This window comes from Streptomyces africanus (genome assembly GCF_002150735.1).
In the GTDB taxonomy this organism is placed as follows: Bacteria; Actinomycetota; Actinomycetes; order Streptomycetales; family Streptomycetaceae; genus Streptomyces; species Streptomyces africanus.
Genome location: NZ_MUKA01000083.1, coordinates 1 through 8,078 on the forward strand (window position 1 = coordinate 1; position 8,078 = coordinate 8,078).

The window sequence follows — 8,078 nt, forward strand, 5'->3', positions numbered from 1 at the left end:
GGTTCAGGCCTGGTAGCCGTACAGGTCCAGGGCCGAGGAAACGAGAGCCTGCGGGCGACGGCCCGGGGGGGGGTTCCGGGGGACGGTTCAGGCCTGGTAGCCGTACAGGTCCAGGGCCTTGGCCAGGCGCTCCTGCGCCAGTTGCCCGACCCGGGGCGTGAACGCCTCCCGCCAGCTGCCGATCTGGCCCTTGAAGAAGGAGAACGAGTCCCTGCGGAAGATCCCGTCAGCGGTCTTCTCGGGGTCCGCGTCGGCATCGACGAACTCGATCACGCGCCGTACGGCGTCGAGCTGGGCCTCGGCCGAGCCACCGCCCTGCGGCCCCACCATTTCCTCGAACGAGATGTTGCAGACCTTGGGATGGTTGAGGAGCCAGAGCATCCGCTCGTGATCACCGCTGCCCGGGAAGGCCGGATCCGACAGCGCGTAAAGAAGACGCTCCTCCAAGGAGCCCTTGGCCGCCAGAATGTTGTTGAAAACCTGAAACTCGCTGAAGTTGCCAAATCCCTGGACGGTCTTGCCGAGCAGGAAGTTCACCATCGACAGGACCATGTCGCGGGGGTCGCGGTACATGAAGAGGATCCGCGGCTCACCGGTCCGGGTCCATTCTTCGATGAATTTTCCGTCGACCCTCTTGATGTCGAGTTCCGGAATGATCCAGCAGGTGTTCTCCGGCGTCGCGGAGAAAGGTGTGCCCGAGGTGCGCCGCAGGGCCTGATCGACGGCGTCGGTATGGGTGAGCTGAGCGCCGTAGCGGTTGACGAGAGGCATCCCGAGGCGCTGCTGCCAGGCCCAGCCGAGCGCCTCCCATGCCTGGTCGGAGCCGGTCCGGAAGGCCTCTTCGCCCTGCGCCTTCAGGGCGTCGGCGGCCTGGTCGCCGTGCACCATGCGCATGATCCGGTCACGGGTCGCGTCGGCCAGAACGGGCCGTATTTCCTGCGGAATCCTGGACTGACCGTAGATCTTGTAGCCGAGAGCCAGCATCAGTTCCTGCACGAGATGGGTGCCGGATTTCATCAGCGAGACAACGACGACTCTTTCCGCCCGCATACCGCTGACATCCGGAACCTGTTGCTGCACAGTCATCCCCTCACTTGCCCGCCGGTACCTTTTGGCACTCAGCTGACAACTCTGACTCTAATGTTGATCAAATCGTTGCAACTGCTTGACATCAATGTCAACCAAAGAAACTTCCACCTCATCCGTCCAGAGCGCCTTTCGGCCAAGTGCGGCACAGATAAGCGCTCCTTATGACGAAAGTGGGGCGAACGGAACATTGCCTCGCCCCCGATCCCAGAACATCCCCACATCCTCACGCCGCTCATAACGTTTACTTTTTCTTAGCGGCAGCAAAGAAGGGGAATGGAAGATTCCGAGCGGCGAGGAAAGGTGCATGCTGCAGTTTGCCGGCGCCATCCGATTGTCCGAGACGCCCCGGTGGACGCTCTTGAGCGCACGTTTGGCGGGTGACTACGCTCCGGTCTCCACCCCCCTGACCTCTAGGACCCCGCCATGCGCTCTGTCCCGTTACCGTTGCCTCCCCTGACCCGACTGGTCGCAGCGGTGGCGCTCACCATCGCGCTGAGCCTGCTGGCGGGATGCGGATACGGAAAGAACCGGCCGATCGCGGCAGGTGCGGCCGGTGCACCCGCCCGTGGCCCCAAGCTCTCCGTCGACACCGTGCGCATCGGCTACCTGCCCAACATCACCCACGCCACGGCGCTCGTCGGCCTCGAACAGGGCTTCTTCGCCCGGGAGTTGAAGGGGACCACCGTCGCTCCCCGCACCTTCGGCTCCGGCCCGGCCGCCATCGAGGCCCTCAACGCCGGTTCCGTCGACATCGCCTGGACCGGCCCGTCACCCGCGATCAACGGATTCCTGCGGTCGGGCGGGGACGCGCTGCGGATCGTGGCGGGCTCCGCCTCCGGCGGCGTGCGGCTCGTGGTGAACCCCGACCGCATCCGCTCCCTGAACGAGGTGAAGGGCAAACGGATCGCCACGCCGCAAGTGGGCAACACCCAGGACGTGGCATTCCTGCACTGGGCGGCGAGCCGTGGGTGGAAGATCGACCCGGCGACCGGCCGGGGCGACGTCTCGCTGGTCCGCAGCGACAACCGGGTCACGGTGGACGCCTACCGTTCCGGCTCCCTGGACGGCGCCTGGGTCCCCGAGCCGACCGCCTCGCTCCTGGTCGCGGAGGGAGCACGCGTGCTGCTCGACGAGGCGGACCTCTGGCCCGGGCGCCGTTTCACCACGACGAACGTCATCGTCTCACCCACGTTCCTGGCGGAACACCCGGACGTGGTCGACGCGGTCGTACGGGCATCCGTGGCCACCACCACCTGGATCGCCGGCCATCCCCGGGAAGCCAGGACCGCGGCGGGTGCCCACCTCGAACGCCTCACGGGCAAGGCGCTTCCGGCCGCCGTGCTCGACGCCGCCTGGCAGGGGGTCACGTTCACGAACGACCCGCTGCCCACGACCCTGCGCGCCCAGGCCCGGCACGCCGCCCGGCTGCACCTGCTCGCGTCGGACGACCTGACGGGGATCTACGACCTGGGCCCGCTCAACAGGGCGTTGCGGTCGGCGGGGCTTCCGCCGGTCGAGGAATGACCGCGTGACCACAGCGGGCGCCCGCGCCGCGGAACCACCGCATCACTTCTCGCCCGCGAGGTCGAGATCGCCCGGAGCGGCCGGCGTGACGGCCGCCCTCGTGGTGAGGCGCCACGGATGAACCAGGGGCGCGGACACCGCCCGCCACCAGGCCTCCCCGGGGAGCTTCCCGCCCGGCTCGAAGGGCTCGCCCGGCCGGGGGAACGCCACGTCCTGTCCCGCCTCCTCGGCCAGGTCCTTCGTCCACTCCCCCGGCTCGGCCCAGGCATGGGTGGCGAGGTTGAACGTGCCCCAGTGGATCGGCAGCAGCACCCCGTGCGGCGTGCCTCCCTGGAGGTCGAGCTGAGCCTGGATCCCCTCCGGAGGGGTCATGTGGATGTCCGGCCAGAAGTCGGAGTACGCACCGAGCTGGATCATCGTGGCGTCGAACGGCCCGTGTGCGGCGCCGATCTCCTTGAAGCCGTCGAAGTAGCCGGTGTCTCCGCTGTGGTAGATCCGGTGCTCCTCGCCGGCGACGACCCAGGAGGCCCACAGGGTGTGCTGAGTGTTGCGCAGGCCCCGGCCGCAGAAGTGCCGGGCCGGAGTGGCGGTCAGGGTGAGGCCGCCGATCTTCGTCGACTCGTGCCAGTCCAGTTCGCGCAGCCGGCCGGCGGACACGCCCCAGTGCTCCAGGTGCGCACCGACGCCGAGCGGCACGGCGAACTGCGTGTCCGTGCCGGCCAGGGCCTTGATGGTGGGCATGTCCAGGTGGTCGTAGTGGTCGTGCGAGATGACCACGACGTCGACCGGGCCGAGCGCGGCCAGCGGCAGGGGCACCGGGTGCAGCCGCTTCGGCCCGGCGAACGGGAACGGGGAGCAGCGCTCGCCCCACACCGGGTCGAACAGCACGCGCCGGCCGTCGATCTCGGCGAGCACGCTGGAGTGGCCCATCCAGGTCAGGCGCAGCCCGGTGGCCGGGGGCCGGGCGAGGTCGGCGAGGGTGGTGGCGTGCACCGGCACGGTGCCCTTCGGGGCACGGCGGGGCCGGGCCTCCTTGTCGAAGAAGACCTTGGCGAAGTCGACGGTGGAGCCCGAGGGCCGGGTCCGCGCGGGACCTCCGGGGTTCTGGAAGACCCCGTCCTTGAAGTGGGGCGATCTGCGGATGCGCGCCATGCGCTCACCGCTGGGGTCCGCGCCGAACGCCCCGGGCTGGAGCGCGCGGAGCCCGGAGCTCAGAGAACGGAAACCGGCCACGGTACCTCCAGGTGGAGTCGGTCAGGCTTTCCATTATGGTCGGCCCCTGCAGAAACACCGGGGCCCAGGGGTCCCACGACGGTGATACTGAACCAGGATTCAGTAATCACGGCGAAGGAGCTCGCATGGCCGGCCCCCTGCTGTCCCTCACCTGGACCGACCACCTCACCGGCCGCCAGGGCTTCCTGGTCGTCGACCGGCTGGTGCGCGGTGTCGCCAGTGGCGGTCTGCGGATGCGCCCGGGCTGCACCCTGGACGAGGTCACCGGCCTGGCCCGCGGCATGACCATGAAGGAGGCCCTCCACTACGACCCCGCCGCCCGCTACGTCCCGCTCGGCGGCGCCAAGGGGGGCATCGACTGCGACCCGCGCGACCCGCAGGCCTACCCGCTGCTGGTGCGGTACCTGCGCGCCATGCGGCCCTACATCGAGAGCGTCTGGACGACCGGCGAGGACCTCGGGCTCACGCAGGACCTGGTGGACCGGGCCGCGGCCGAGGCGGGGCTGGTCTCCTCCATCCAGGCCGTCTACCCGCTGCTGGACGACGAGGCCGAGGCCCGGCGGCGGCTCCGGGACGCCTTCGCGGTCGAGGTGGACGGCATCGGCCTGGACGAACTGGTCGGCGGCTGCGGTGTCGCCGAGGCGGCCCTGACGGCGCTGGACCACGCCGGGGTGCCGCACGCGGGGACGCGGGTCGCCCTCCAGGGGCTGGGCACCATGGGCGGGGCCACCGCGCGCTTCCTCACCCGCGCGGGACTCACGGTCGTGGCCGTCGCCGACATCAAGGGCACGATCGCCAACCCGGCGGGGCTCGACGTCGAGGCACTGCTCGCCGCGCGGGATGCGCACGGCACCGTGGACCGCTCCGCGCTGCGCTCCGGCGACCGCGAACTGCCGGACGACGCCTGGCTGTCGGCCGACGCGGATGTCCTGGTGCCCGCGGCCGTCTCGTACGCGATCGACGCCGGGAACCAGGAGCGGATCACGGCCCGCTGGATCGTCGAGGCGGCCAACATGCCCGTACGAACGGAGGCGGAGCGGCCGCTCGCCGCGCGCGGGGTGACGGTGTTGCCGGACGTCGTGGTCAACTCCGGGACGAACGCCTGGTGGTGGTGGACGCTGTTCGGGGACATCGGCGCCGACGCCGAGGAGGCGTTCGCGCACACACGCCGCTCGATGCGGTCGCTGGTCGAGCGGATGCTGGCCCGTGCCCGGGCCGACGGCACGACACCGCGGGCCGCCGCCCACGCGCTCGTGGCGGACCGGCTGCCCATCATGGCGGAACGATTCGGCTGCTACCGCTGACAGCCGGCGGGACCGTCCCGCGCCCTCTGCCGTACCGGCCGAACGCACCGGTCAAGAGGGTGCACGCGCGTGTGTAGGGTGACGGCGTGACGAGAGTCCGGTTGAGCGTGGCGGAACGGCGCGGGGAGCTGCTGCGGGCCGCCGTCGAGCAGATCGAGGCCCGGGGTGTGGCGGCGGTCAGGATCGCCGACGTGGCCTCGGCGCTCGGTGTGAGCAACGCGCTGGTGCTCTACCACTTCTCGACGAAGGAGAAGCTGGTCGCCGCCGCGTTCCGGCACGCGGCCGAGGCCGACCTCGCGCATCTGCGCGGGCTGCTCGGCCGCCGTGCGTCGGCATTGCGCCGGCTCCGGTCGGCCGTACGGTGGTACGCCCCGACCGGCCAGGCCAAGGGCTGGCGGCTGTGGATCGAGGGCTGGGCGGCGGCCCTGCGCGAGCCCGCGCTGCGGGAGGTCACCCAGGACCTCGACAGGCAGTGGAAAGCGGCCCTCGCCGAGGTCATCACGGAGGGCATCGCGGCCGGCGAGTTCCACTGCCCCGACCCGCACGGCACGGCCCTGCGCCTCACCGCCTTCCTCGACGGCCTCGCCGTCCAGCTGACGTCCTACCCGGGCGCGGTGCCGCGGGCACGGGCCCAGGAGTGGGCCGAGGAGGCACTGGCCCGCGAACTGGGCCTGGAACCGGAGGCCTTGACCCGCACCGGACCGAGCCGTCTATCCAACGGTGTCGCCTGAGCCCGTCCCGGGTTTGCTGTGGAGCACCTCACGGGCCTGCTCGGCGGCACGGATGAGGCTCTCGGCGACGAAGTCGACGAAGCGGGCGATGTTCTCGAGGCGGGTGGCGGCCGGGGTGTCGGAACCGAGGACGCCGACGCCCTGCCGTGCGGCCGCGGCCAGTTGGGCGCTGGACCGGGCGCTGGCGATCATCGACTGGTAGAAGACGTCGTCGTCGACGGCATAGCGCTCGCGGCGGCCCTCGCCGCGCTCCCGGCGGATGAGCCCCTGACTCTCCAGGAACGCGACCGCTTTGGACACGGAGGCCGGGCTGACCTGAAGGTGCCGGACGAGTTCGGAAGCGGTGAGGCTGCCCGCGTCCGTGGTGTAGAGGCAGGTCAGCACCCGGGACATCATCTTGGGCAGGCCCTGCTGCATGAGGAGGGTGGTGAACATCTCCTCGTACTCGCGCACGGCCTCGACATCACGCCCATGGGCCGGCGCGGGCGCCTGCACCCCGCGGGGAGCGGTCTGCCTGCGCCGGTGGGTCCGGCGCTCGGTGGCGCGGTGGGCCAGGTCGGCACGGTAGGCGGTCGGGCCGCCGTTGCGCATCACCTCACGCGTGACCGTCGAGGTCGGCCGCCCGAGACGCCTGGCGATCTCCGCGTAGGCGAGACCATCGCCCAGCCCCTGCGCGATCTGCTGACGTTCCTGCTGGGTGAGCCTGCCGCCCGGCATAGCGAACTCCTTAGTGCTCCTGGATGCCGGCAGCATAGCGTTAATTTTCCAAGCATTGCAACGATCAGGAACTCACTCGTTGCATTGCTTCCTCAACCATTGCAACAATCTCCCCGCGTCTAGCTGCGTGAACAACACCAATACGCAACGACGAAGTTGCCACACGCACGAACGCAACGTAGCTTTCCATTCATCGAAACAACGAGCCCAAGGAGAGCACGATGGCGGACCGCCCGGAGTTGCAGAAGGCCATTCAGGAGATCGTCGATTCCGGTTTCACCGGGGTGCAGCTGCGCGTGCACGACGAGCGGGGCGAGTGGGTCGGCAGCGCCGGCTTACGCGAACTGGGCGAGAGCGCCGAGCCGCCGACCGACGGCCACGGCCGGATCGGCAGCAACACCAAGACCTTCCTCGCGACCCTGGTGCTGCAACTGGTGGCCGAGGGCAGGATCGGGCTGGACAGACCGGCGGACGACTACCTGCCCGAGTTCGGGCTGGACCGGCGGATCACCGTCCGGATGGTGCTCCAGCACACCAGCGGGGTGTTCAACTTCACCGGCGAGTTCTACGACGACGGGACGTTCGCGCCGGGCATCCCCGTCACAGGCAAGGAGTGGGTGGACAACCGGTTCAAGACCTACCGGCCGGAAGAGCTGGTACGGCTGGCGTTGTCCAGGCCGGCGCGGTTCGAGCCGGGGACGGACTGGAGTTACTCCAACACCAACTACGTGCTGGCCAAGCTGCTGATCGAGAAGGTCGCCGGCTGCCCACTGGCCGACGAGATGCAGCGGCGGATCCTGGGGCCGCTCGGACTGTCGGGCACCGTGGCGCCCTACACCGAGCAGGAGGTCCCCGAGCCGCACGCCCACGCCTACTACCGGTACGAGGAGGACGGCCGGCAGAAGACGGTGGACGTCACCCGCCAGAACCCCTCCTGGATCTCCGGCGGCGGTGACATGATCTCGACGACCCAGGACCTGCACACGTTCATCTCCGCACTCCTGGGCGGCAAGCTCCTGCCGGCCCCACTGCTGGCGGAGATGTGCACGCCGCATCCCAAGGCGGGTTACGGCCTGGGGGTGTTCGTCCAGGACACGGAAGCCGGCGGCACGATCATCACCCACAACGGCGGCATCACGGGCCACGCGGCGCTGATGTACAGCACGCCCGACGGCGGCAAGACCCTGACCGCCGCGCTCAACTACGTGGACGACGCGGCGATGTCCCTGGCCGAGCCGTTCCAGAAGGCGACACAGAGGCTCGTCAAGGAGGTGTTCGGCGGTCGGGCCGAGCGGACCGCGTCGACGAACTGAGCCAGCCGAGACGCGCCCGCACCCGCCGACGGCGAGCAGGGGACGTGCCGGGGGGTGTCCGCCCGCAGCGGTTGGCGCGTCAACGGGGAGTCAGTCGGTATCCGCCCCCATCGCGCCGTTCCGAGGACGGACACCCCCCGGCGCGGCCCCGACCCACCACCCGGCGT

At 70.0% G+C, this 8,078-nt stretch carries 7 protein-coding genes; 4 read left to right on the forward strand and 3 right to left on the reverse strand.

The annotated features are described in order from the left end of the window. Nucleotides 1-87: 87 nt before the first annotated feature. Nucleotides 88-1,086 carry a sulfotransferase domain-containing protein gene (locus CCL05_RS13320; RefSeq protein ID WP_143589875.1) on the reverse strand — a complete coding sequence of 333 codons (999 nt, stop codon included), beginning with the start codon at nucleotides 1,084-1,086 and terminating at the stop codon, nucleotides 88-90. Between the two features lie 426 nt (nucleotides 1,087-1,512). Here CCL05_RS13320 and CCL05_RS13325 point away from each other — a divergent pair, with 426 nt between their 5' ends. Continuing rightward, nucleotides 1,513-2,613, forward strand: coding sequence for an ABC transporter substrate-binding protein (locus CCL05_RS13325; protein WP_086560709.1), 1,101 nt, complete (start codon nucleotides 1,513-1,515; stop codon nucleotides 2,611-2,613). Nucleotides 2,614-2,655: 42 nt separating this feature from the next. Here the strand turns inward: CCL05_RS13325 and CCL05_RS13330 are convergent, their stop codons facing one another. Next, on the reverse strand, nucleotides 2,656-3,846 hold the full coding sequence (locus CCL05_RS13330) for an MBL fold metallo-hydrolase (RefSeq protein WP_167409557.1): 1,191 nt from the start codon (nucleotides 3,844-3,846) through the stop codon (nucleotides 2,656-2,658). A 125-nt stretch (nucleotides 3,847-3,971) separates the two neighbouring features. Between CCL05_RS13330 and CCL05_RS13335 the strand changes: the two genes are divergently transcribed. Together CCL05_RS13335 and CCL05_RS13340 are read left to right on the forward strand one after the other, a co-directional pair. Beyond that, nucleotides 3,972-5,150, forward strand: a complete 1,179-nt coding sequence (locus CCL05_RS13335; protein ID WP_086560710.1) for a glutamate dehydrogenase — start codon at nucleotides 3,972-3,974, stop codon at nucleotides 5,148-5,150. 86 nt (nucleotides 5,151-5,236) lie between these two features. Next, nucleotides 5,237-5,881 carry a TetR/AcrR family transcriptional regulator gene (locus tag CCL05_RS13340; protein ID WP_086560711.1) on the forward strand — a complete coding sequence of 215 codons (645 nt, stop codon included), beginning with the start codon at nucleotides 5,237-5,239 and terminating at the stop codon, nucleotides 5,879-5,881. Here the strand turns inward: CCL05_RS13340 and CCL05_RS13345 are convergent. Next, nucleotides 5,861-6,598 (reverse strand): helix-turn-helix domain-containing protein, encoded by a 738-nt coding sequence (locus CCL05_RS13345; protein WP_086560712.1) that lies wholly within the window; start codon nucleotides 6,596-6,598, stop codon nucleotides 5,861-5,863. The two genes, CCL05_RS13340 and CCL05_RS13345, sit on opposite strands and share 21 nt — an antisense overlap. 221 nt (nucleotides 6,599-6,819) lie before the next feature. On the opposite strand from CCL05_RS13345, the gene CCL05_RS13350 reads away from it, so the two are divergent. Continuing rightward, complete coding sequence (locus CCL05_RS13350) at nucleotides 6,820-7,911, forward strand: serine hydrolase domain-containing protein (protein WP_086560713.1); 1,092 nt, start codon at nucleotides 6,820-6,822, stop codon at nucleotides 7,909-7,911. Nucleotides 7,912-8,078 lie beyond the last annotated feature (167 nt).

Bases quoted from the DNA above. Each gene is read 5' to 3' on its own strand.
- CCL05_RS13325 (WP_086560709.1), top strand. From the start codon at position 1,513: ATGCGCTCTGTCCCGTTACCGTTGCCTCCCCTGACCCGACTGGTCGCA.
- CCL05_RS13320 (WP_143589875.1), bottom strand. From the start codon at position 1,086: ATGACTGTGCAGCAACAGGTTCCGGATGTCAGCGGTATGCGGGCGGAA.
- CCL05_RS13350 (WP_086560713.1), top strand. From the start codon at position 6,820: ATGGCGGACCGCCCGGAGTTGCAGAAGGCCATTCAGGAGATCGTCGAT.
- CCL05_RS13335 (WP_086560710.1), top strand. From the start codon at position 3,972: ATGGCCGGCCCCCTGCTGTCCCTCACCTGGACCGACCACCTCACCGGC.
- CCL05_RS13345 (WP_086560712.1), bottom strand. From the start codon at position 6,598: ATGCCGGGCGGCAGGCTCACCCAGCAGGAACGTCAGCAGATCGCGCAG.